The organism is Halomonas sp. DP1Y21-3 (assembly GCF_019801245.1).
Taxonomy (GTDB): domain Bacteria; phylum Pseudomonadota; class Gammaproteobacteria; order Pseudomonadales; family Halomonadaceae; genus Halomonas; species Halomonas litopenaei.
In genome coordinates this window covers 750,336-772,823 of record NZ_JAHVJM010000002.1, presented here as the reverse complement: position 1 = coordinate 772,823, position 22,488 = coordinate 750,336, and the positions used below count along the sequence as shown (strand labels likewise).

Below are 22,488 nucleotides of genomic sequence, written 5' to 3'. Positions count from 1 at the left end.
TCAGGGCGTGGGCCATGGGGCTGCAACCGCTGCCCTAGGCCGACAGCACCGTGGAGTCCCCGTAGAAGCAGGCGTGGCTACCGAAGGCGCTGGCCGAGATCAAGGCGCCGACCACCAGCGGCATATTGGCGTCCATGCTGATCGCCAACGGCAGCACAATAGGCATGGCCACCGCGAACAGCCCCCAGAAGGAGCCGGTGGCAAAGGCCAGGAAGGCCATGGTGACGAATACCACGGCGGGCAGCAGGCCGGCGGTCATCAGCGGCTGTACCGCCTGGATCACCACCTCGGTGAGGCCCAGGACGTCGTTGACCTCCTTGAGCGAGAAGCCGGCGACCAGGGTGCCCAGCGGCATGATCATCGCCTTGAAGCCTTCCAGGGCGGTATCGAAGGTGTCATTGAAGCTCAGCAGACGCTGGACGGCGATCAGCACCAGGGTGACGGCCAGGGCTACGATGACCCCGCGCAGGATGTCGATATCGAAGTACCAGGTGGCGACGATCAGGCTGGCGATGGGCAGCAGGAAGTTGAGCAGATGCGGGCTCTGGCCATCGTAGTTGGTGTCGATCTGCAGCGCGTGCTCCTCGCCGCCATCGGGCACCGGCTGGCCGGCCTTGGCACGGGCCTCAGCGGTCTTCATCGGGCCGATGTCAGGCAGCCAGCCCAGCGCGACCAGGGGCACCAGGGCCGCCGCCACCCAGGCGTAGGCCATGTACGGGATCGCCGAGATGTACAGCGACATGCCGTTGTCGGCGACGTTGTTGTCCTCGAGCAGGCCGGCGAAGAACACCGCCCAGGTCGAGAAGGGCACCAGGATGCACACCGGGGCGGCGGTGGAATCCACCAGATAGGCCAGCTTTTCGCGGGAGACGCCGAAGCGATCGGTGATCTTCTTCATCGAGGCGCTGATGGTCAGGGCGTTGAGGTAGTCGTCGACGAAGATCACCAGCCCCAGCACCCAGGTGGTCAGCAGGCTCTGGCGACGACTGTGCAGTCGTTTGGTCATGGCGTCACCGAAGCTCAGCACGCCGCCGGTCTTGACCAGCAGGGCGATCAGGCTGCCGAACAGGCCGCAGACCAGGATGATCCAGGTGACGGTGTCATTGCCGAGGACCGTGAGCAGGATGTCCGACCCGCGGGTGACGACCTCGCTGGGGGCGATCATCAAGAGCCCGACCAGGCAGCCGGCAAGCAGTGATTCGATGGTGCGACGAGTGATGATGGCGGTGACCAGCACCACCAGGGTGGGAACCAGGCTCCAGACGCCGTAGGTTTCCATGCAAGCTCCTTGTGTCGCCTGCGGCGACGGTTGTTATTGGACGGAAGCTATCGCGCAGGGGCGAGCCCGGCGCTGGCCGCGCGGCGAAAAGCGCGGCCTCGTGTTGCAGGGGCATTCGTGGCTAGAGATAGCCGTCGCGACGCAGGGACTCGGCGGTGGCGGCAAGCGCCTCGTCGAGGATGGCGACGGCCTCGTCGACGGTGTCGCGGGTCCAGATCAGGGGCGGCGAGATCACGTTGAGATGCCCCACCGGACGAATGATCAGTCCGCGCTGCTGGGCCTCGAAGGCCACCCGATCGCCGACACGCGCGTCCACCGGGAACAGGGCCTTGGTGTCCTTGTCGGCCACGTTCTCGATGCACATCATGAAGTGGCTGCCGCGCACGTCGCCGACGGTGGGATGTCGTGACAGCGTCGCCAGTGCCTGCTCCAGATAGGGGCCGACCTCGCGGACGTTGGCGCAAAGCTCTTCTCGCTCGAGGATCTCGATATTCTTGAGCGCCGCGGCGCAACTGACCGGATGTCCGGAGTAGGTGAAGCCGGTGCTGAGTACTCCGCCCTTGCCCTGGGGCGTGCCCAGCACCTCGTAGAGGCGGTCGGAGATCAGGGTCGCGCCGAGCGGGGCATAGCCCGAGGACAGGCCCTTGGCCAGGTTGATGACGTCGGGCTGGGTGTCGAATACCGCTTCCGAGGCGAAGATGTGGCCGAGGCGACCGAAGCCGGTGACCACCTCGTCGGCGATATACAGGATGTCGTGGGCGCGCAGCACCTCCTGCATGCGGGCGTGATAGCCCCGGGGGGCCACCAGTACGCCGCCGGCTCCCATGATCGGCTCGGCGATGAAGGCGGCGATATTGTCGGCGCCGATCTCGGCGATGGTGGTCTCGAGTTCCGCGATCAGATGATCACAGTACTGTGCTTCATCCATGCCTTCGGGGCGACGATAGAGGTTGGCCTCGCTTAGATGGGTGACCAGACCATCGAGGGTGTCGAATTCCCAGTTGTTGCTCTCGATGCCGGTCAGGCTCGCGGCCAGGTAGGTGGTGCCGTGGTAGGCGTTGCGGCGCGACAGGATACGCTTCTTGTTCGGCTTGCCCAGGCGGTTGAAGTAGTAGTGCACCAGGCGGATGGTGGCGTCGTTGGCGGTGGAGCCTCCGCAGCTGTAGAAGACATGGTTGAGGTGGGCCGGGGCCAGTTCGGCGAGCTTGGCGGCCAGCCGCGTAGCCGGTGCGTTGGACAGATTGTTGAAGGTCGAGAAGTAGGCCATGCGGGTGGCCTGTTCGGCCATGGCCTGGCCGATCTCGGCACGACCGTGGCCAACGTTGACGCACCACAGCCCGGCGATGCCGTCGATAAAGCGGTTGCCGTGAATGTCCTGAACGTGGATGCCCTCGGCATCGGTGATCAGCTCGCAGCCCTTGTCGTGGAAGACGCTGAAGTCGGTGAAGGGATGGACGAAGTGGTCCCGATCCTGGCGCCACAGGGTCTCGGCATCCACTGTTGTTGGGACTGGGGCCGGAACCGGAGCCGTGTCGGCGACGGGAGTCGAGGGGCGGGACGAGAGGCGAGTGTCGGGTGTTGTCATTGGAAACCTCCTTGGGAAGGTCTCCAGTCTCGCCAGACTGCCCCTGTCGATGACATATCCTTATGAGGGTAGGTCTCCTCGGGCCGCCAGGCGGCGGCAGTGCCGGTATTACCGATGGGGTAGCCTATGATCGACTCTGGTTGCCATGACCTTGATCTACCTCATGATTGAGAGAGGGGTGCGCGAAACGGCACTACCGAGACTTGAGGCAGACGTAGCGATCCTCCGACGTTGGTGTAGGCTGTGCCGTAATGATCCGCAGGTGCCGGAAGAGGTGGCCCAGATTCTGGCGCGGCGGATGCTGAATGGTCAGTCCGGATACTTTGCCATGTTGCCAGCACCACCCTTTACTCGTCGTGCCCTGGGCACCCTTGTCGCCTTTCTGATGTCGGCCCCGTTACCCGCTATCGCCGCCAACTGTGGTGCCTCGGGAGGGCTGGCTTTTGTCGGTGTCACCAACGATGGTTCGCGCTCGGTGTGGTTGTCGGGGACCTCGCCGGGTGACTTCGGGTTGGAGGCGGCGCAGGGAAAGCAGAGCGTCGATGAGTGGACGCGCAATGCCGGCGGCCTGCACCTGACCCTGTCGCCAGTGGTATCCAACGGCAACGGTGGTGTGCACAAGCTTCTGGATCTGGGGGGCAACAAGGATTGTCTGCTGGATACCCAGAACCAGAAGGGTGGCTTCACATTGCCGCCGGCCGGGCAGATCCCGATGCCGGAGCGTCCGGGCATTACCCCTCCCATCGGCAAGATCTTTCCTGATTTTTCCCGCCCTGGCGGGGTGACGCCGCCGATAGGTACGGTGCCTCCAGGCTTCCGGCCCCCCACCGGGGTGACGCCGCCGGTAGGTACGGTGCCTCCAGGCTTCCGGCCCCCCACCGGGGTGACGCCGCCGATAGGCACGGTGCCTCCGGACTTCAGGCCACCCACCGGGGTGACGCCGCCGATAGGCACGGTGCCTCCAGGCTTCCGACCGCCGACCGGGGTGACGCCGCCGGTAGGCACGGTGCCTCCGGACTTCAGGCCACCCACCGGGGTGACGCCGCCGATAGGCACGGTGCCGCCGGACTTCAGGCCGCCCACCGGAGTGACGCCTCCGATAGGGACGGTGCCACCGGACTTCAGACCACCCACCGGGGTGACGCCGCCGATAGGTACGGTGCCTCCGGGCTTCCGGCCGCCGACCGGGGTAACGCCGCCGATAGGTACGGTGCCTCCGGGCTTCAGGCCACCGACCGGAGTGACGCCACCGATAGGCACGGTGCCACCGGACTTCAGACCGCCGACCGGGGTGACGCCGCCGGTAGGCACGGTGCCTCCGGGCTTCCGGCCGCCGACCGGGGTAACGCCGCCGATAGGTACGGTGCCCGCCCCCGAGCGTCCGCCGGTGGGGGTGACGCCGGGACGGCCCACCCTGGGGCAATGGAGCCTTCCTCCGAACGTTGCGCGGCCGGGCGAGGTAGCGCCCCCCATCGGTGTCGTGCCTCCGGATGTCAGGCCACCTTCCGGGGTGACACCTCCCATCGGCGTCGTACCGCCTGAACAGCGTCCGCCGTCGGGTCTGACACCTTCTGTGCCATCGATGCCCCAGGGCCAGATCGTTGGCCGTGTCGATGCGGCCGAGTGGTATGCCGGGCGGGTGCCGCTGCCGGCTAACCGCTGCATCGACCCTCGTCACGACCCCAGACTCGGGGGCGCGCCGCTGGCCGACGGCACCCTGCCGGTGGTGACCTGCCCCGAGAACCTGCTGCGCCAGCACGCCCAGGCAAGAACCCGGAACGCGCTGGAGGCCACCTTGATGGAACAGGTGCCGATCACCGAAGGGCGTCAGGGAGAGCCGGTCTCTCCCTGGAACACCTGGGTGGATGCTCGTTATACCGATATTTCCGATGACCGTGATGGCCAGGATCTGGATGGCGAGGCCCAGGTAGTGGCGGTGGGGGTCGACCGCTGGGTGTCGGAGCAGGCGGTGGCGGGTGTCAGTTTCAGCGTCGACTCGAGCCGCTCTGACAACTTTGGCGGCGCCTGGGACAGCGACAGCGATGGCTTCAGCATCTCGCCCTATGTCGCCTATCGACTGTCCGAGCGCTGGGCGTTGGACGCATCGCTGATCTGGCGCTGGGGTGACAATGACACCGAACTGGCGACCCTGGATGGCAGCTTCGACACCCGTAGCTTCGGCGGCGCGCTCAATGCCCACGGTCAGTACCGCTGGGGGGAGGCCCTGCTGCGTCCCACCGTCTCGCTGTTCTACTCCCGTGAGCGCAGCGACGACTATGACCTGGACGGCAAGATCCTGGGGATACCGGTGGAGGTGGAAGTGCCCGGCGATTCCTACAGCATTGGCGTCGCGTCGGTCAGTGGTGAGGTTAGCCGTATCTACCACACTGACCACGCGGGTCTGATCATGCCCTACGCCGAACTGGGGGTGGACTGGGCCTTCGAGCAGCCGAACGACGGGCGCTACCTCAACGAGGATCTGGAGTGGGAGGACCCTTCTGACCTGACGGGTACCCTGCGCACTGGCGCCCGCTGGTTTGTCGGCGAGGCCACCCTGCTCGAGGCCAGCGCCGGCTATCTCAGCATCGGCCATGATGACCTGGATATCTGGGAGGGGCGGTTGTATCTCTCCTACCGCTTCTGAGCGGGTGCGTCAGTCACGCTGCTGGCGGGAGATCAGCGCTACGTGATCGAGAAAGGCGCGAAACAGCTCGGCCTGACTCGTGACCTGCAGGCGCTGATAGACGTGCTTGCGGTGGACCTTGACGGTGCCGTCGCTGATGCCGAGCTCTCGCGCCGCCGACTTGGCCGAGTGGCCCGCCAGCAGCAGGCGCACGATATCCTGCTCGCGGCGGGTGAGCACACCCTGGCCAAAACTCGAGAAGGCGGCGTCGACGGGCTCGACCTCCTGGTGTTGCGGTTCGAAGGCACTGCGTTGCCAGCTCCAGAACCGCTGAAGCAGGGCTTCGACGATGGGCGTCAGGTGGCGTAGCGCCTGTACGGTGCGCCGAGTCAGCGGTGGCGACTGGGTACGGAAGCCGAGAGACAGCACCATCACGGTGTCGTCGCTGACCCGTGCGAAGAGTCCGATCTCATCCTTGAGTCCCAGGCCGCGATAGTAGTGGTGGTAGTACTCGCTGCTCTCGAAACGGTCCGGCGCCAGATCGCGCAGTCGATGGGTACCGTTATCCTGACCAGACTCGATGGCCTGGAACATCGGGTCGAGCAGGTAGACGCGACTCAGATAAGGGTCGATGTCGCGCTGGCGGCGTTCGGGGGGATAGTTGTCATGGACCACTCGCGGACGGCCTCGGCCCTGGTAGGCATGCAGGATCAGGGTGTCCATGGGCACCAGCTCGGCGAGTGCCTGCTCCAGCTGTCGCGGAAGGTCGCTGCGATCGGCACCCTGAATCAGGCCAGCCAGTCGTTGGTGCCAGGCCTGGGCCGCGCTGGATGCCAGGTAGTCGATGGGAGTCATGAGGCTCGCTGGGTCGAAAGTCTGAAGCCCACACTGTATCACTTCGTTATTGGTGTCAGTGGTCGTCCCGAGGGTCTGCCGGGCTCGGCGTGACGTGGCGCTGGGGCGAGTCGGGCTGCTATCTTGGACTCCTTTGCCAACGGGACGGCAGCATGAGCGTGAGCATGACGACTCCAAGGGGCGGCGACAGGGCGAGCCGTCGCGAGATCTTCGGCTGGGCGATGTTCGACTTCGCCAATCAGGCCTACACCCTGCTGATCATCACCGTGGTGTTCGGTGAACTCTTCACCACGGTGATCGTCGGCGACCGAGGCGACGACTTTCGCCTGGCCAACCTGCTGTGGAGCCTGGCGCTGGCGCTGAGCTTTCTGCTGGTGGTGGTGACCGGCCCGCTGTGTGGTGCGGTGATGGACTACCGCGCCGAAAAGAAGCGCTTCCTGTTTGCCAGCTATCTGGCCACCATCGCCACCACCGCCATGCTGTACTTTGTCGAGCCGGGCTACGTGGCGCTGGGCTTTGTGTTGATCATCCTGTCCAACTACGCCTACTCCATGGGCGAGTCCTTTATCGCGGCCTTTCTTCCGGGGCTTGGGCCGCCAGAGAAGCTCGGCGCCATCTCCGGTTTCGGCTGGGCGCTGGGCTATGTCGGCGGACTGGTGGCGGCGGGCTTCACCCTGGCCATACTGGGCGAGGCCACCGCGGATAACTTCGAGCGGATCCGTTGGGTCGGGCCCTTTGCCGCGGGCTTCTTCCTGTTGGCGGCGATACCAACCTTCGTCTGGCTCAAGGAGCGCGCCGAACCACAGCCCCATCGCCAGCCCTTCGCCCGCATCGCCTGGCAGCGGGTATCGACCACCTTGCACGAGCTGCGTCGGTTCCGTGACCTGGGTCTTTTTCTGACCTCGGTGCTGTTCTCCATGGCTGGTGTCTACATCATCATCGCCTTCGCCTTCATCTATGGCGCCCAGGTCATCGGCTGGCAGGAAAGCACCCGTAACCTGATGTTCATCATCGTCCAGATCACCGCCGCGGCAGGGGCACTCGGATTTGGCTTTATCCAGGACCGCATCGGTACCCTGGTGACCTATCTGATGACTCTGGTGCTGTGGGTGCTGGCGATCCTGGCCATCTGGGCCACCCCCGAGGTCACCGCCTGGCTAAACGCTACCTGGGGACTCGACTGGCAGGCCGAGCAACTGTTTCTGGTGGTCGGCTGCCTGGCGGGCCTTAGCCTCGGCTCCAGCCAGTCGGCCAGCCGGGTCCTGGTAGGCCTGTTCTCGCCCCGCCAGAAGGCGGCCGAGTTCTTCGGGTTCTGGGGGTTGGCCAACAAGCTGGCGGGGGTCATCGGTATCGTCGGCCTGGGACTGCTGCAGGCGGCGGTGGGGCTCAAGGCCTCGATCCTGTTGTGCGCCGCCTTCTTCATCATCGCCATCGTGATCTGCGCTGGCGTCAATCAGCGCCGCGGCCAGCGGGTGGCTGGGGAGTGGGAAGCCAGGCTGGACGATACGCACTGAACCAACTGGGCCGAGGGAACGCTATTGAGGACCTTGGCCCAGAGACCCGCACCGAGGACGTTTGAATGCTGCCGGACGCGCTGTTCGCACCCGATACCCTGATTCTGCTGTCGGCCATCTTCGTCCTGGCAGGACTGGTCAAGGGAGTGCTCGGCATGGGCATGCCCACGGTACTGCTGGCGCTGTTGACCGCGACCCTGGGGCTGCATCTGGCCATGGCGCTGATGCTGGTGCCCACGGTGGTCACCAACGTCTGGCAGGCCCTGGTGGGAGGGCATCTGCTGACGCTATGCCGTCGGCTCTGGTTGTTTCTGTTGGCGGCGGTGCTGGCGGTCTGGCCGGGGGTATGGGTGCTGGCCAGCGTCGAGGCTCACTGGCTGTCGTTGCTGCTGGGGCTGTTGCTGATGCTCTACGCACTGATGAATCTGAGCGGGCGACGGCTGCGCTTCTCGGGAAGCCCGGTCCAGGCCGGCGCCGTCGGCGCGATGAATGGCGTCCTGACCGGGCTGACGGGCTCCAGCGTCTTCCCCGGGGTGCCCTTTCTGCAGGCCATCGGTCTGCCACGGGATGCCCTGGTTCAGGCCATGGGGCTGTTGTTCAGCCTGTCGACCCTGAGCCTGGCGCTGGCACTCGGCGAGAGGGACTTGCTCTCCACCGACCTGCTGCTGGCGTCGAGCCTGGCGCTGCTGCCGGCGAGTCTCGGCATGTGGTGGGGCGCCTGGCTCAGACGCCGGCTATCCGAGGCGCGCTTTCGCCAGGTGTTTCTGCTTGGCCTGCTGGCCATGGGCGGCTACCTGGTGACGCGTTCGCTGCTTGCGGCTTGAGCAACGACCCGGGCGACCCGAGCTTCATCGAGAGCTGCATTGGACCGTTGCAGGCGGCGTCAGGGGTTGCCGGGGCGCCCCAGGGTTCGTTACTTCGGACGTTCCAGGGAGAACAGGTCGGTGCAGCGTGCGTAGTCGCTGCCGGCCATGCGCCCGATCGGGGCCAGGGCGTCGCAGCTGACGTGTCGACCGTTCCACACCCGGGGATCGGCGTGGATGACGGTCACCTCGGCCAGTACCAGGTTGCCTGACAGCGGACGGTCGCCGAAGTGCAGGATATCGTGAAGGCGACAGCCGAAGGCAACCGGTGCCTCCTGAATACGCGGTACCCGCAGGTCTCCCAGGCTGGCCTTGGTCAACCCGGCATGGTCGAACTCGTCTCCCTCGGGCGGCAGGCTTGCGCTGGTGGCGTTGAGCGCCTCGGCCAGCGCCTCACCACCGATATGCACGATGCACTCGCCGACCTGCTTGAGGTTGGCGATGGTGTCCTTGGTGGCGCCTTCGCCGTTGAGCAATGGAGAAAATGCCAGCACGGGGGGATCGACGCTGGCCACATTGAAAAACGAGAAGGGCGCCAGATTGGCGTGACCGCTCTCGCTCAGGGTCGACACCCAGGCGATGGGACGCGGAGCGATGGCTCCGGAGAACAGTCGATAGATCAGGCCGGCGTCCAGCTCGCTGACCTTGAGGGTGGCGTCGTCGCTCACTGTCGAACTCCTTGTGTTCATTGTCGTTGCAACAGCACCCGTTGTGATGGTGCCAGTTGGCGTGGGGCGGTCCAGGCGCTATCCCAGCACGCCGAGCCCGACAGGTCCAGCCTTGGCGAAGATGCGTGATCGAGGCCATCGCGCCGGTGCTGGAAAGGCGCCGGGGCCGCCAATCAGGCCCCGGTGCCTGGTCGGCGACGGCGAGCGTTCAGGGAATCGGTGCCTCGAGGAAGTCACGCAACGGTTTTTCGGCCTGCTGGATGTTCACCACGCCGTCGATGTGGCCTCGGTCACCCTCCAGGGCCTCGAGGGTCACCGGAGTGCCGTCGGCCTCGATCAGTGCGGCGGTCTCGCGAACCTTCTGGGGCGAGAACACCAGGTCGTCTTCGCTGTAGAGCATCAGGGTCGGGGCCTCGATGGCGGCAAGACCCGCCTCCAGGCTGTCGCCGTGGCCGGTCATGAAGGCCTGGTTGGCCTTGACCAGGTACAGCAGATGGTTGGCGTCGGCGGTGGCAGCCCGCTGTTCGGCGACGCTGTCCAGCGTCGCCTCGACCTCGTACTGAGCATCCAGTGAACTCATTGGCGAGGTGTCGGCGTCGGCCCAGTCGCGGTCGAAGGTGGCGTCCGCCCAGCGCCAGTGGTTGGCCTGCAGGGTGATCAGCTTCAACGACTCGCGTAGACCGTCGAGCGGCGGCGTCTGCCCGTAGTAGTCACCGCCGCGCCAGTTGGGGTCCAGCGTGATGGGAGCGGCCCAGGCGTCCAGGCTAGCGATCAACCAGGGGTCGGCCACCCCGGCACCGATCACCGGAATCAGGCGTTCGACCCGCTCGGGATAGGCGCTGGCCCACTCGTAGGCCTGCAGCGCTCCCATGGAGGCACCCATCACCGCGTGCAAGCGCTGGATACCGAGATCATCCAGCAAGGCCTTCTGCACATTGACGAAGTCGCGAATCGTCACCAACGGGAAGTCGGTGCCCCAGGGCTCGCCGGTGTCGGGGTTGTGACTGGCAGGACCGGTGGTGGTGACTCTGGGGTCGCCGGCGTTGAGGTTGACCAGGGTGTCCGACGACACGACGTAATGGCGGTCGGTGTCGAGCGGCTTGCCGGGGCCGATGATGGCATCCCAGTAGCCGGGGGGCTCTTCACCGTCATAGCGGCCGGCGGCGTGACTGGTGCCGGAGAAGAAGTGGGTGATCAGGATGGCGTTATCGCCTGCCTCGTTGAGCTCGCCATAGGCCTACCAGCCGACTCTGATCGGGGCGATGGTGTCACCGCCGACGGTGGTGTAGCTTGGCATCTCGAAGACCTGTTTGGTGACATTGTCCAGGCCGGTGGAGGCCGCCTCGTCATCGTTGTCGGCGCTGGCCAGTGCCGGCGAGGCGATAAGCCAGACCGAAGCGACGAGGAGGCCAAGGGCGACGGCGGCGCCAGGCTGGCGCCGGTCATGGAGAGCGGAGGCATAAACTGTCATCATGAACCTTCCCTGGTGGTGGTCGGCGCGGACGATGCCGCGTACAGACACCAGTACAGCGTTCACCTGGCGCCTTCGCCATGCTGCCTTCGTCGTCCCGGCGCGAGGAGGACGAAACCGCCCGTGAGGAGAAACCGATGACCCAGCGACAGGGGACACGTGGCCCCGGGCTCGCCATGATGCTGTTGTTCTGGGTGCTGTTCATGGGGCTCGGTGGCTGGTGGGCGACGTCCTGGCTGGAGCAGCGCCTGAACCCCAATGCCAACCTGAATCAGGTGGCCGAGGGCGAGCCGTTGAGGCTCAAGCGCGGGCCTGGCGGACACTTCGTCGCGCCCGGCAGCATCAATGGCACGCCGGTGACCTTCCTTGTCGACACCGGTGCTACCCGTGTCGCTCTGCCGGGAGATCTGGCGGCAAGACTGTCGTTGCCGGACCTCGGCAGCGCCTGGTTTCATACCGCCAATGGTCGTGCACAAGGCACCCTGACACGCCTGGACAGCGTTACCCTGGGCGGCCTGTCGGCGACTCGGGTCGATGGCTCCATCAGCCCGGGCATGGAAGGTGAGACGGCGCTGCTGGGCATGAGCTTTCTCGGACGCTTCGACATTGCCATCCGTGGCGATATCCTGGAATTGCAGGCGCGCGGCTCCTCGTCACCGAGAGCCGACGCCGCTCCACACAAGGAGATTCAACCATGACCGCGCTCTCTCGATTGCGGCTGAAGTGGCCCATCCTCCAGGCTCCCATGGCCGGCGCCCAGGACGAGACACTGGCGCTTGCGGTCACCGCAGCCGGAGGTCTGGGAGGCCTGCCTGCCGGCATGCTGGCCCTCGAGGCGCTGGATCAGGCCCTTGCAGCGGTAGAAGGACAAGGCCCGGTCAACGTCAACTTCTTCAGCCATGTGTCGCCCGAGCCTCAACCGAGTCGACTGGAGAAGTGGCGAGCGTTGCTGGCCCCTTACCATGAAGAGTTGGGAATCGCGCCGCCACCTCCAAGTGACACGCCTACCAGACGGCCGTTCGACAGCGATGCCTGTGCCATCGTCGAGCGCCACCGTCCCGCCGTGGTGAGCTTTCATTTCGGTCTACCTGAGGCACAACTGGTCGAGCGGGTGAAGGCCTGCGGTGCGCTGGTGCTGTCTACCGCCACCACGGTGGATGAGGCCCGGTGGCTGGAAGCCCATGGCGCCGACGTGGTGATCGCCCAGGGTCTTGAAGCAGGCGGTCACCGGGGACATTTCTTGAGTGACGACCTGAGTCTTCAGTTGCCGCTGGCGTCATTGCTGCCCCGGGTGGTCGAGGCTATCTCGTTGCCGGTGGTGGCGACCGGAGGGATCGGCGACCCCCAGGGGGTCCGGCAGGCACTGAATCTGGGCGCCCAGGCGGTCCAGATCGGTACCGCACTGCTGTGCTGCCCCGAGGCCTCGGTGAGGGCCGTCCACCGCAGGGCGCTGCTGGATGATGAAGCCTCCACCGACATCACCAATGTCTTCTCCGGTCGGCCCGCCCGCGGGATCGTCAATCGTGCCATGCGCGAGCTGGGTCCGCTGTCGGATGAGGTACCCGACTTTCCGCTGGCTGCCAGCGCCCTGTGCGAGCTGCGCGCGGCCCACGAGTCCCGTTGCAGCGGTGACTTTTCTCCGCTGTGGGCGGGCCAGAATCGACGCCACTGTCGTGAGGTACCGGTGGCCGAGCAACTCCAGTGGCTGGCGGGAGAACTCGAGGAGCAATGAGGAGCACGTCTTCCTGTGCGCTCGCAACGCCAACCTGGCGACAAGCGTAGATTGCGGTTCCTGGGGCAGGTCAGGGTCGCGAGGCAGCGCTAACGCTTCGGAAATCACGCGGCGCGTTTGCATAACCTGCGGCTTCGCTCTGGCACACAAGGCCTCGGCGCTTTTGCATAGCCTGCGGCTTCGCTCTGGCACGCAAGGCCTCGGCGCTCTGGCATAACATCCAGCTACGCTCTGACATAACATCCAGCTTCGCTCTGGCATAAAAAAGCCGCGGCACTCGGCGATGAGTGGCCGCGGCTTCTGCTGATATCGGTTGATTATTGCTTTACCGATGTATTACCGCCTTGTGGCGGGGCGAACGACATCGCCGAGCATGCTTTCGGTCTGTCGATCAGCACTCGCCTTCGGCGCACTTCTCGGTCTCGGCCAGGTCCGCGGCGTAGATGATGACGTCACCGTCTGTCTCATTCTTCCACCAGTGCCAGATCTCGTTGAACTCGGCGATGATCGACGGCGCCTTGTGAACGCGCGGCTGCTCATGCTTGGAGTTGTACTCGACGATCTCGCCCTGGAACACGAACAGGATAGCCGGGCGGTTCTCGTGGGAGTGGTAGGGCACGATGCCACCTGGTGCCACGTCGACGCGGCGGAAGCGCAGGTGACGTTGCTCTAGCGGTGCAGCGCCTGCCGGCAGCTTGACGTCCGCAAGGTCGATGTAGGCCAGTGTGGTATCGACCTCGTCAACGGGTTCCATCGGCGGATTTTTCTGATGTTCAAACATGGCGTAATTCCTTCTTGCGCAGCGTTGGGTTTGGTGGGGCGTGTATCACCGTGGTGATCTTCAGGTATCGGGGTAGATGTCTTTGACGGCCAGCACCGCATTGATGGTGACCGGGAAGCCGGCATAGGGCGCCAGCTGCATGAACAGTTCGACCAGCTCGTCACGGGTGAAGCCCAGTGAGCGTGCGATGCCGATATGGATGCGTAGCTGATTCTCGTGGCCTCCACAGGCCAGTGCCGAGAGCGTGGCGCTCTGGCGTAGCTTGGGGTCCAGGCCATCACGACCGTACATTTCGCCAAAGGGGAATTCGGCGACCAGGCGCATCAGGTCGGGGGCGAAGTCACCGAGCTTTTCCTCCAACGCTTGTGCGGCGGCGGGATTGTGCTTACGGAAGAAGGCGAGTCCCTTCTCCATGTTGGGTGAAACGGCGGTGGAACTCATTTTCCAGCATCCTCATGGCGACGATAGTGGTCGGGGTAATCGCATTCCGTGTCGGCCTTTCCGTAATCGGCGGCAGCAGGAAGACAAGCCATTTTTTTGCCGCTACCAATCTCTATGTCGTTTGAAACATACGACTGTTTTATCTTGCTGAGTCATCACTTCGCGTCGGACTGATCCGTTTGCTCAGCTTGGTCGGTGCCGGGCCTGCAACCTTACCGGCACCGCTATGCCATAACGCCTATCGGGGCCCGTTGCCGATCAGTGGGTGCCCTCGAACATGGCTCTCAGGTCAACACTGTCCTGCTTGCCGATGTCGTCGTAGTGTTGCTCGATCCAGTCCTGGGCGCGTTTTCGGCCGAGATCTCGCAGATGGCACAGGAAGTCCCACTCGGCGTTGAGCTTCGATGAGGCCCCGAGGGGTTTCAGCAGGTCCTGGCTATCGATGATATGGACCAGCATGTCGCGATAGTTCTTGGGGTCGAGGTGGCCTTCGTGGATCAGTCGCTTGACGAAGGCGAGGGCCCTCAACTCCTTGAGCAGACTGGCATTGAAGGTGATCTCGTTGGTGCGATTGAGGATCTCCTGGGCGCTGGTCGGCGACCCCTCACGCTCCACCGGATTGACCTGGACGATCAGGATGTCTCGGGACTCGGTGGTGTGATAGAAGGGAAACAGCGGAGGATTGCCGGAATAGCCGCCGTCCCAGTAGGGCACCCCGTCGACTTCGACCGCTTCGAACAGGAAGGGCAGGCAGGCCGACGCCATCACCATGTCGGGGGTGAGTTCGGCGCGATCGAAGATCTTGACGCGCCCGGTCTCGGCGTTGGTCGCGGCCACGAAGACCTTCATCTGGTCGCAGCCACACACATTGTCGAAGTCGACCTGCTCGACGATGATGTCCCGCAGGGGGTTGTACTTCATGGGGTTGAACTGGCTCGGCGAGAAGAATCGCGTCATCAGGTCGAAGTAGACGTGGCCCGGCGAGTAGTCGAGGCTCCAGTTTCCGCTAAGACGATCCCAGGGGGTGCGCTGCAGAATGCTGAAGCGCGCCGACTGGGACACGGCACGCCAGAACGTTTCCAGTTTTTCGCGCCCAGCCTCTCGCCCGCCCTGGACCAGACCATCGGCCAGAACGACAGCGTTCATGGCGCCAGCGGAGGTGCCGGAAATGGCCTCGATCTCGATGCATGGGTCGTCGAGCAGGGCGTCGAGGACCCCCCAGGTAAAGGCGCCGTGAGCGCCTCCACCCTGAAGTGCCAGACTTATTTTCTTGGGTGGCTTGGCCATCAAGCTCTCCTGTCATCTTGGTGCGGTCGTCCGTGAGGCCGTCTTTCCTTGCCGGGAAAAGTGCGGCAGCAGCGGCGTCGGCGGCAGGTTCGCCGCATGCTCTACCCTGTCGAACGGTGCTTCAGTGTGCTGTCCAGCCGCCATCGACCGGCAGGGCGATTCCCGTCATGGAGGCGGCGCCGTCCGAACACAGGAACAGCGCCGTGGCCGCCAGTTGTTCGGTGGTGACAAATTGGCGGGTCGGCTGGTTGGCGAGCAAGACGTCGCGAATGACCGAGTCCTCGGAGATACCGCGTGCCTTGGCGGTGTCGGGAATCTGCTTCTCGACCAGAGGCGTCAGCACGTATCCCGGGCAGATGGCATTGACGGTGATGCCGTGTTCGGCGACTTCCAGCGCCACGGTCTTGGTCAGTCCCAGAACGCCGTGCTTTGCGGCCACATAGGCCGACTTGAAAGGCGATGCCACCAGAGCATGGGCGGACGCGATGTTGATCACTCGCCCCCAGCCACGTGCCTTCATGCCAGGCAAGGCGGCCTTGGTCAGGTGAAAAGCGGAATTCATGTTGATGGCGATGATCGCGTTCCACTTGTCCTCGGGGAACTCGTCCACCGGTGCCACGTGCTGAATACCGGCGTTGTTGACGATGATGTCCACGCTGCCGAATTCTGCCTCGGCCCGCTTGTGCATGGCGCTGATCTCGCCGGGGTCCATCATGTTGGCGTTGTCATAGACGACCTTGACGCCGTGCTTTTCGAGACTGGCGCGAGTGGCCTCCACGTCCGCGGCGGCCTCGATACCGTTGATGACCAGGTTGATGCCCGCCTTGGCGAAGCCTTCGGCGATACCGAGACCGATACCGCTGGTGGAGCCGGTGATGATGGCGGTCTTCTGCTGGGGCATGGATCACTTCCTCTAGAGACGAGATCGCCGGCGCTGGCCGGCAGGAACTTGCAGCGTGTTCATGGCTTGACCGATAGGTCGCTTCACTGGCCTCGCTTCATCGTCGGGCTGTATCGGCGAGCTTTGTCGATGCCGTCATCGACATCGACCAGCTCCACAGAGCTCGACGTGTTTCACCGAGTCCGATCAGGCGGCAGGCCGGCAGCAGGCTCGTTGGTCATGGCCTTGTTCGACAGTGTCACCAGCATAGACTGGCATGCAAGATTCGGCTTTTGCTGAAATGGCTTTATCCACATAATGCTCATCAATGCTTAGCAGCAAAGCCGTTTGCCGCCTGACGAATACCCGGGCGCGCGTCGGTAACTTCCTTGGGAGCGCAGCGAACCACTGGTAAAATGCCTGCATGAATCCCAAGTCGCCCACGCTACCCGCCGACCTGCGCGACGATCCTCTCTACTATCTGCGTCACTTTCAGTTTGTGCTCGACTGGGTGATGGCACGCCACGCCGACCTGCTGGCAGAGCCAGAACAGCGCTTTATCATGGCCTTCGGCGAGCTGCCGGAGGCAGCCCAGGCGTTGCTGGTCCGCATGGTCTCGCGCAAGGGTGAGCTGTTTCGCACAAGTCGCCTGGTCTACACCGAGGTCGATGATCTCGAGCAGGCGCTGAGCCGACTGGCGGCGGCGCAGCTGGTGGAGCTTGATCCCGTGCTGAGTCTCGATGACCTGCTTGCACAGTTGCGCCTGCCCGAGGCTCGACGGGTCTTCGCCGAAACTGTGTCCGCTTGCGGTCTGCCCACCTCGGTCTCCAAGTCACGTCTGTGCGAGGCGCTGGACGGCCAGTTCACGCCGCGGCGCTGGAGCGCCTGGTGGCCTGAGTCCGACGAGACCCTGGTGCGGGTCTCGGTAATGTCGGTGTGTGATCGACTGCGCCTGATGTTCTTCGGCAATCTGCGCCAGAGCTGGTCCGATTTCGTGATGGCCGAGCTTGGCCATATGCGCTATGAACGGGTGAGTTTCGATCCCGCGTCGCGGGGGTTTCAGCAGCGTCAGGAGGTGGATGCCTATCTCTGCCTGCATCGGCTGCGAGAGCGATTCGACGACGGCGAAGCCGTGGCTGATATCTGGTCGGCAGTACCAAGGCTGCCCGACGACAACCCCTGGCTCGCGGCACGGCGGTCTCGCCTGCTGCTGCGTCTGGGCCAGCAGGCCCAGCGAGAGGGGCAGGTGGCGCTGGCGCTGGAGATCTTCTCCTTTGCTGGCCCGGGCGAAGCGCGGGTGCGTCGACTGCGCCTGCTGGAGCGAGAGGGAGAGCATCACCAGGCGTTGACGCTGGCGACCCAGGCGCTCGAGGCACCGCTGGACGACGCCGAGCGCCAGGCGCTTGCCCGGCTGGTGCCGCGATTGCAGCGCCGCCTGGGTCTGCCGGTGCTCAAGCCGGCAGCACAGGCGCCGCCGCAGAGCTGGAGCCTGAGCTTGCCGCCACTATCGCTGGCGGCCAGTGGCTCGGTGGAGCTGGCGCTGCGTGATCACCTGGCCCGGGATGAGGCCCCAGCCTTCTACGTCGAGAATCACCTCTTCGCCGGGCTCTTCGGGCTGCTCTGCTGGGACGTCATCTTCGCCCCCTTGCCGGGAGCCTTCTTTCATCCCTTCCATCGCGGGCCGGCGGATCTGTATCGGCCAGACTTCGTATCGCGGCGGCGTGATCGCTTCGATGCCTGCCTGGAGGCGCTGGCGAGCGGCGACTACCGCGAGCGTATCAGGGCCCGCTGGCGCGACAAGCAGGGGCTGGCCAACCCCTTCGTCTACTGGGAAGTGCTCGACGAAGCCTTGCTGGAACTGGCGCTTCACTGTATTGCGCCTGAACACCTGGCGGTGCTGTTCGAGCGCCTTCTCGAGGATCTCAAGGCCAACCGATCGGGCTGGCCGGACCTGATCCAGTTCTTTCCCGATGCTGGCAAGGGCCAGCCCCGCTATCGTCTGATCGAGGTCAAGGCGCCAGGAGACCGGCTGCAGGACAACCAGCGACGTTGGCTTGAGCACTTCCAGTGCCACGGCATTCCGGTGTCGGTGTGCCACGTGAGGTGGTCCGATGGCTGAGGGATCTTCATCGTCTGACGATGCCGAGACAGCCACCTCGGACACGGCCGAGTCGGTCTCTCTCAGCGTCGGCGTGCGGGAACTGTGCGAGTTCACCGGTAGACGCGGTGATCTGGATCACCGCTTCACCCCGGCCCCCAGCTCTCGGGAAGGGATAGAGGGGCATGCCCGCGTCGTGGCCCGACGTGGCGAAGGCTACCGCAGTGAGGTGATGGTGGTCGCCACCCTCGAGGGTCTCAAGGTCCAGGGGCGCATCGACGGTGTGGCCGAGAACGGTGGGCGACTCGAAGAGATCAAGACCCACCGGGGACGCCTGGAGCGCATGGCCGACAATCAGCGCGCGTTGCACTGGGCCCAGGTGCGGGCCTACGGCGCACTTTGGTGCCGCCAGCAGGGGCGCGAGCGGATTACCCTGGCGCTGGTCTATCTGGATCTGGTCAGCGGTCGCGAGACTTGCCTGAGCGTCGAGGCCGAGGCCGCCACGCTGTGGCAGGAGCTTGAGTCGGCCTGTCGCGCCTATCGAGCCTGGGCGCTGGCCGAAGCCTCACATCGCCGGCGGAGAGATGAAGCGCTGGACCGTCTGACGTTTCCCTACCCTGCGTTCAGGCCTGGGCAGCGCGAGATGGCCGAGACCACCTACAAGGCCGTCGCCACTGGCCGGGATCTGCTGATAGAGGCGCCGACTGGCATCGGCAAGACGCTGGGGAGCCTGTTCCCGCTGCTCAAGGCGATGCCCCGCCAGGCGCTGGACCGCACCGCCTTTCTGACCATGAAGACCACCGGCCGACAGCTGGCGCTGGCGGCACTGGCGCAGCTCGACCCTGGCCCACAGCGCAAGCTGCGCACGCTGGAGCTGATCGCTCGGGACAAGGCCTGCGAGCATCCCCAACTGGCCTGCCACGGAGATAGCTGTCCTCTGGCTGAGGGCTTCTACGACCGACTGCCCGAGGCGAGGCAGGCGGCAGTGGAGCAGGGCTGGCTAGATCGTGACGGACTCAGGCAGGTGGCGCTTGAGCATCGCGTCTGCCCCTACTACCTGGGCCAGGAGATGGCTCGCTGGTGCGATCTGGTGGTCGGCGACGTCAATCACTATTTCGACTCGAGCGCGCTGTTGCACGGCTTGGCCCAGGCGCGACAGTGGCGCCTGGGTGTGCTGGTGGACGAAGCCCACAACCTGATCGAGCGTGCCCGTGGCATGTACTCGGCGAGCCTCGACCAGCGCCGTCTTGCTCGTTTGCAAAAGGAGGCGCCGGGGGCGCTGCGCCAGCCTCTGGCCAGGGTGATCAAGCAGTGGCAGGCACTGGTGCGTCAGCACGGCGGAGAGGACCCGGGCAGTCGCGAAGCGCCACGCTGGTTTGCCCTCGACGCGTTGCCGGCGGAGTTGATCGGCTCCCTTCAGGGATTCTGTGGTGCCATCGGCGATCACCTGGGCGAGCATCCGGAGGACACCCATCCGGCGCTGACCGACTGCCTGTTCGAGGCGTTGGCCTTCGTTCGGCTGGCGGAGCGTTTCGGTGATCATTCGCTGTGCGAGCTCACCCGTCACGGGCGCGGGCGGGCACGACTGGCCATCGTCAACCAGGTGCCCGCCGACTTCCTGCGGCCCCGTTTCGCCGCGGCTCACGCAAGCGTGCTGTTTTCCGCGACCCTGGCGCCACCACGCTATCAGATCGACCTGCTGGGGCTAGCCGAGGACACGGTATGGTCCGAGGTCGCGTCGCCTTTTGTCGCCGAGCAGCTCGAGGTGCGGGTGTGCGCGCAGCTGTCTACCCGCTACCGCGATCGGAAGCGATCCCTGCCGGGAATACTCGACGTCATGAGCGCGCAGTACCGTCGACGTCCCGGCCACTATCTGGCGTTCTTCTCGAGCTTCGCCTACCTGGAGCAGGTGCGAGAAGCCCTGGCCGAGGCCCATCCCGACATTCCTCAGCGCGCCCAGCGACGCGCCATGAGCGAGGCGGAGCGGGAGGCCTTTCTGGAGGATTTTGTGCCAGGGGGCGAGGGGATCGCCTTCGCGGTACTCGGAGGTGCCTTCGCCGAAGGCGTCGACCTGCCCGGCGAGCGCTTGATCGGTGCCTTTGTCGCCACCCTGGGGCTACCCCCCAGCGATGCCCGCCAGGAGGCGCTGAAGACACGCCTCGAGCAACGCTTCGGTCGCGGTGACGACTACGCCTATCGTATTCCCGGGCTGATCAAGGTGGTCCAGGCGGCCGGGCGGGTCATTCGCGGGCCCCAGGATACCGGCACCCTGGTATTGCTGGACGATCGCTTCGCCAGGCCTGAGGTGCAGGCGAGGCTGCCCCGCTGGTGGGAAACGGCCCGGCGCTGACGTCGTCCCTGTGTCTGACCTGTCGCTGCCCTTGTCCGTTCTCTGTCCTTGCCAGGGCAGACTGGCCGTCGACGTGGCCGGCGAATGGCTGGGCAAGCGATTTCTGGCACAAGGGCTGGAGGTTCTGACACAAGCGCCGGAGGTCAGGACTCGTTGGCCGAGCGCTTGGTGTCGTCGCCATCCGAGGCTTGGCGCCGGGGGATTTCCTCGACCCGGGTCAGGATGTCCTCGTCGGCCTCGAACAGGGTCTCGAGCTCCTTGGCCGCCTGCCGCACGGTCTGCATCTGCTTCTTCTCGTTGCCGAAGACCTCGAGCTGACGCCGCAGGGTCTCCTCGTCGTGGGGGCGGAAGGTGTCGATGGTGTGCTGGGCCTGGTCGCGGGGCACACCGAGCCCGATCAGCACCTCACGGGTCATTTCCAGGCTCGCCGGCAGCAGCTCACGAAGGATAAAGCCAACCTTGGCACGCATCAGCAACTGGGCATGGTGACGATCTCGGGCACGTGCATAGATCTTGAGGTGGGGAAAGCGCTTGCTGGCGCGATGGATGATACGCATCGAGATATCCGGATCGCCGACCGCGACCACCAGCACCTGGGCATGACGCGCGCCGGCGGCATCCAGCAGGTCCAGTCGGGTAGCGTCGCCGTAGTACACCTTGTTGCCGTAGCGACGCACGAAGTCGACGTGGTCGGCATTGATGTCGAGGACGGTGTAGGGGATCTCGAGCCCTTGAAGCGCACGCCCCATGATCTGACCGAAGCGACCGAAGCCGACCAGAATGATGCGTGGCGAATCATCGTTCATGGCATCGAAGTCGCGCTTGGGCCGAGGCTTCTTGAACAATGGCCGAACCAGTCGTTCGTGGCCCAGAAACAGGATCGGTGTGGCGGCCATGGACAGCGACACTACCAGCACCAGAACGTGCACGAGGTCCTGCGCCAGCAAGGCGGCTGAACCCGCGGCGGTCAACAGCACGAAGGCGAATTCTCCGCCCTGTGACAACAGCACGCCGAGGGTGGTGGTCTCGCGCCAGCCGCAGCGGTAGACCCGAGCGGCGATCATCAGGCTGGCGCCCTTGGCCAGCAGCAGCAGTGCGGTCAGCCCCAGCACCAGCCCAGGGGACTGTGCCAGCAGGCCGACCTTGGCGGTCATGCCCACCGCCATGAAGAATAGCCCCAGCAGCAGACCGCGAAACGGTTCGATGTCGGCCTCGATGCTGTGGCGATACTCGGAATCGGCCAGCAGGATACCGGCGATAAAGGCGCCAAGTGCCATGGACAGTCCGGCAAGCTCCATCAGCAGGGCGGCACCGATCAGTACCAGCAACGACATGCCGGCGAACACTTCGCGGCTGTCGGTGGCCGCGGCCAGGCGGAACAGCGGCGGCAGCAGCTTGCGCCCGCCAAAGATCAGACCGGTGAACGCGACGACGGCGATGGCGACTTCCTTGAGCACCGCAGTCATGCCGCCGCTGACCAGCGAGTCGGCGGCAAGGATCGGAATCACCGCCAGTACCGGAATGGCCGCCATGTCCTGGAACAGCAGCAGCGCAAAGGCATGGCGTCCGTGGCGGCTGTTGAGTTCCTGGCGCTCGCCCAGCAGGTGCAGTACCAGCGGCGTAGAGCAAAGCCCCAGACTGAAGCCCACCACCGCCGCCGCCACCGGCGGAAGGCCCAGTGCCAGGGCGGTCAGCCCCAGCACCAGGGTTGTGATGGCCACCTGCAGGCTGCCAAAGCCGAACACCGCCTTGCGCATCAGCTTGAGCCGCGCCGGTTTCAGCTCCAGGCCGATGACGAACAGCAGAAAGACGATACCGACCTGCGAAAACTGCAGTACCCCTTCGGCGTCCGGTACCAGGCCGAGGGCCGAGGGACCGATCAGCACGCCGGCGATCAGGTAGCCGAGCACTTCCCCCAGGCCAAGGCGTTTGATGATCGGGACCACCAGCACCGCCGCAGTGAGAAAGATCAAGACGTTGAGAAGCAGCGCGGTGGCCAAGGTCGGGTCTCCAGGGCGGCTCGTGGGTGGGCCCCATAGCATACCTGATGTCACCGGCATG

Annotated in this window: 17 protein-coding genes and 1 pseudogene; 7 read left to right on the top strand and 11 right to left on the bottom strand. The window is 65.0% G+C overall.

Features of this window, described 5'->3' with window-relative positions:
• Positions 1-34: 34 nt before the first annotated feature.
• Positions 35-1,279 (bottom strand): Na+/H+ antiporter NhaC family protein, encoded by a 1,245-nt coding sequence (locus KUV74_RS08545; protein ID WP_261395203.1) that lies wholly within the window; start codon positions 1,277-1,279, stop codon positions 35-37.
• Positions 1,280-1,400: 121 nt separating this feature from the next.
• Positions 1,401-2,864, bottom strand: a complete 1,464-nt coding sequence (locus tag KUV74_RS08540; RefSeq protein WP_222516098.1) for an aminotransferase — start codon at positions 2,862-2,864, stop codon at positions 1,401-1,403.
• A gap of 274 nt (positions 2,865-3,138) precedes the next feature.
• Between KUV74_RS08540 and KUV74_RS20975 the strand changes: the two genes are divergently transcribed.
• Positions 3,139-5,508: an autotransporter outer membrane beta-barrel domain-containing protein gene (locus KUV74_RS20975; RefSeq protein ID WP_222516097.1), complete on the top strand. Its 2,370-nt coding sequence runs from the start codon at positions 3,139-3,141 to the stop codon at positions 5,506-5,508.
• Positions 5,509-5,517: 9 nt separating this feature from the next.
• Here the strand turns inward: KUV74_RS20975 and KUV74_RS08530 are convergent, their stop codons facing one another.
• Positions 5,518-6,342, bottom strand: coding sequence for a helix-turn-helix transcriptional regulator (locus KUV74_RS08530; RefSeq protein ID WP_108132251.1), 825 nt, complete (start codon positions 6,340-6,342; stop codon positions 5,518-5,520).
• A gap of 164 nt (positions 6,343-6,506) precedes the next feature.
• On the opposite strand from KUV74_RS08530, the gene KUV74_RS08525 reads away from it, so the two are divergent.
• Both KUV74_RS08525 and KUV74_RS08520 read left to right on the top strand, forming a co-directional pair.
• Complete coding sequence (locus KUV74_RS08525) at positions 6,507-7,856, top strand: MFS transporter (RefSeq protein WP_231498595.1); 1,350 nt, start codon at positions 6,507-6,509, stop codon at positions 7,854-7,856.
• Positions 7,857-7,921: 65 nt separating this feature from the next.
• Positions 7,922-8,680 (top strand): sulfite exporter TauE/SafE family protein, encoded by a 759-nt coding sequence (locus KUV74_RS08520; protein WP_222516096.1) that lies wholly within the window; start codon positions 7,922-7,924, stop codon positions 8,678-8,680.
• An 89-nt stretch (positions 8,681-8,769) separates the two neighbouring features.
• On the opposite strand, the gene KUV74_RS08515 is transcribed toward KUV74_RS08520, so the two are convergent.
• From KUV74_RS08515 to KUV74_RS20830, 3 genes and pseudogenes are all read right to left on the bottom strand, one after another.
• Complete coding sequence (locus tag KUV74_RS08515) at positions 8,770-9,408, bottom strand: flavin reductase family protein (RefSeq protein WP_108449722.1); 639 nt, start codon at positions 9,406-9,408, stop codon at positions 8,770-8,772.
• 187 nt (positions 9,409-9,595) lie between these two features.
• Positions 9,596-10,612, bottom strand: a pseudogene (locus KUV74_RS08510) (homoserine O-acetyltransferase); the annotation flags it as partial.
• A gap of 12 nt (positions 10,613-10,624) precedes the next feature.
• Entirely contained in the window at positions 10,625-10,861 is a 237-nt protein-coding gene (locus KUV74_RS20830) for a hypothetical protein (RefSeq protein WP_261395201.1), read from the bottom strand.
• 134 nt (positions 10,862-10,995) lie between these two features.
• On the opposite strand from KUV74_RS20830, the gene KUV74_RS08505 reads away from it, so the two are divergent.
• Together KUV74_RS08505 and KUV74_RS08500 are read left to right on the top strand one after the other, a co-directional pair.
• Positions 10,996-11,556, top strand: coding sequence for a TIGR02281 family clan AA aspartic protease (locus tag KUV74_RS08505; RefSeq protein ID WP_108132253.1), 561 nt, complete (start codon positions 10,996-10,998; stop codon positions 11,554-11,556).
• Entirely contained in the window at positions 11,553-12,590 is a 1,038-nt protein-coding gene (locus KUV74_RS08500; protein ID WP_222516095.1) for an NAD(P)H-dependent flavin oxidoreductase, read from the top strand. Before KUV74_RS08505 ends, KUV74_RS08500 begins: the two co-directional genes overlap by 4 nt.
• A gap of 391 nt (positions 12,591-12,981) precedes the next feature.
• Here the strand turns inward: KUV74_RS08500 and KUV74_RS08495 are convergent, their stop codons facing one another.
• The 4 genes from KUV74_RS08495 to KUV74_RS08480 form a co-directional block, all read right to left on the bottom strand.
• Positions 12,982-13,371: a cupin domain-containing protein gene (locus KUV74_RS08495; protein WP_052704216.1), complete on the bottom strand. Its 390-nt coding sequence runs from the start codon at positions 13,369-13,371 to the stop codon at positions 12,982-12,984.
• Positions 13,372-13,431: 60 nt separating this feature from the next.
• Positions 13,432-13,812 carry a carboxymuconolactone decarboxylase family protein gene (locus KUV74_RS08490; RefSeq protein WP_052704215.1) on the bottom strand — a complete coding sequence of 127 codons (381 nt, stop codon included), beginning with the start codon at positions 13,810-13,812 and terminating at the stop codon, positions 13,432-13,434.
• A gap of 258 nt (positions 13,813-14,070) precedes the next feature.
• Positions 14,071-15,099, bottom strand: a complete 1,029-nt coding sequence (locus KUV74_RS08485) for a patatin-like phospholipase family protein (protein ID WP_045991237.1) — start codon at positions 15,097-15,099, stop codon at positions 14,071-14,073.
• A gap of 121 nt (positions 15,100-15,220) precedes the next feature.
• Complete coding sequence (locus tag KUV74_RS08480) at positions 15,221-16,000, bottom strand: 3-hydroxybutyrate dehydrogenase (protein WP_045991236.1); 780 nt, start codon at positions 15,998-16,000, stop codon at positions 15,221-15,223.
• Positions 16,001-16,403: 403 nt separating this feature from the next.
• Here KUV74_RS08480 and KUV74_RS08475 point away from each other — a divergent pair, with 403 nt between their 5' ends.
• Positions 16,404-18,098: a VRR-NUC domain-containing protein gene (locus KUV74_RS08475; protein WP_222516094.1), complete on the top strand. Its 1,695-nt coding sequence runs from the start codon at positions 16,404-16,406 to the stop codon at positions 18,096-18,098.
• The gene (locus KUV74_RS08470; RefSeq protein WP_222516093.1) at positions 18,091-20,427 is read left to right on the top strand and encodes an ATP-dependent DNA helicase; all 2,337 of its coding nucleotides are present in this window, start codon (positions 18,091-18,093) and stop codon (positions 20,425-20,427) included. Before KUV74_RS08475 ends, KUV74_RS08470 begins: the two co-directional genes overlap by 8 nt.
• A 143-nt stretch (positions 20,428-20,570) precedes the next feature.
• On the opposite strand, the gene KUV74_RS08465 is transcribed toward KUV74_RS08470, so the two are convergent.
• Positions 20,571-22,427 (bottom strand): monovalent cation:proton antiporter-2 (CPA2) family protein, encoded by a 1,857-nt coding sequence (locus KUV74_RS08465; protein ID WP_222516092.1) that lies wholly within the window; start codon positions 22,425-22,427, stop codon positions 20,571-20,573.
• Positions 22,428-22,488: the final 61 nt, after the last annotated feature.